Origin of the sequence: Pseudomonas syringae pv. cilantro, assembly GCF_001293775.1 — a bacterium.
In the GTDB taxonomy this organism is placed as follows: domain Bacteria; phylum Pseudomonadota; class Gammaproteobacteria; order Pseudomonadales; family Pseudomonadaceae; genus Aquipseudomonas; species Aquipseudomonas syringae_P.
On sequence record NZ_LGLN01000026.1, the window covers coordinates 1 to 1,186 of the forward strand.

Genomic DNA, 1,186 nt, shown 5'->3' on the forward strand with positions numbered 1-1,186 from the left:
AATCCCTGTGCTGCTACAGGATTCAGGTGTGGGGTCAGATCATTTGAGACAGAAGAGGATGGCTCGGGATTGAGAGATCGGTAGTAAGGCAACGCTGAGTCACCACCTTTGTCTTCAACCACGGTGAGCTCTGCAGCTTGGCAGATCATAAATGGGAGGCAGAGCGCTGCGCCGAGGATCACTGATCGGGTCATGGATTGGTCACCAGCATTTGGATGCCGGTTACCCGGCTGAGATGTTTGGCAAAGGCCTTGCGGTAATTGGCGGCTGGAGCGCCGCCGGCAGGCCGGTGATAGCGTCCGGCTACGGTGATCCAGTCACCGCCAAGCGCTCGCTGTTCGGCGAGCATCTGTGCAGCTACATCAAGGTTCTTGTAGGGATTGAGCGCGTCGCACGGATTGCTTGATTTGAACCTCTGGCCGTTCCAGCCCATGTTCACCTGACCTAATCCGACGTCGACCCGCTTGGGGCCTGCCTGCGCGAGTGCGATGATAAGTGCTGTGCAAGCATCGGCACGTGTTGCAAAACGATAACTAGCGCCGGAAACGTTCAGCGTCCAAGGCCACGGGACCAGTTGGCCCCGCAGTGGGGTACCACTTTCCTGCAGTGCCACCGAGTAGAGCACTTCCGACGGAATGTTCGCTGCGCGGGCAGCCAACTGATAAGCCGGCGGGGGAAGCTCGGCTGCATGGCTTGTCAACACGAAGCACAGCAGGGCAAGGCCTGCCCACGTCACTGACGCAGCCATTGCCCATTCACCTCGCGCACAACGGCGGGTAACTCGCCACCCAAGCTCAGGCCAAGCCAACGTCCACCGTCATGGTTGAGGGTGATTTGTCGGGTTCTGACATTCGCAGGGTCGATGCCCGAGACAATCGCCCAGTTGCGAATTCGCTCATCGTCGTTCTGGCTACCCACCATGTACACGTCAAACGGCTGCTTCTGAGCTTGAAGGGCCTTAACCCGAACTGAGCATTCTGGGCAGTCGTCCTTGACGAACACTGCCAATCGGCCGTTACCCTGGTTCGCTGGGCCAGCGGCCGAGGCTTGCGACGCCGAACTGGCGATAGGCATCAGGTTGGGGTAGAGGCGCTTGAAAGCATCGTCGTAAGCGCGCTGGTAAGCCAGTTCTTTTGCCGTGCGCTGCGCCTCTGCCTTGACCTGAAGCTCGGCATACCGGCGACGC

The 1,186-nt window shown here is 59.4% G+C and carries 2 protein-coding genes and 1 pseudogene; all 3 read right to left on the bottom strand.

Going from position 1 to position 1,186, the window contains the following annotated elements; translation table 11 throughout:
• Positions 1-194: pseudogene (locus ABJ99_RS26605) on the bottom strand (integrating conjugative element protein); the annotation flags it as partial.
• Complete coding sequence (locus ABJ99_RS04915; RefSeq protein WP_054084843.1) at positions 191-748, bottom strand: transglycosylase SLT domain-containing protein; 558 nt, start codon at positions 746-748, stop codon at positions 191-193. The gene ABJ99_RS04915 and the pseudogene ABJ99_RS26605, both read right to left, overlap by 4 nt.
• On the bottom strand, positions 733-1,186 hold a 454-nt coding region (locus tag ABJ99_RS04920; protein ID WP_080378013.1), incomplete at its 5' end, for a TIGR03759 family integrating conjugative element protein. The genes ABJ99_RS04920 and ABJ99_RS04915, both read right to left, overlap by 16 nt.

Excerpts from the sequence above, each read along its gene's own strand:
- ABJ99_RS04915 (WP_054084843.1), bottom strand. The coding sequence starts at position 748 with ATGGCTGCGTCAGTGACGTGGGCAGGCCTTGCCCTGCTGTGCTTCGTG.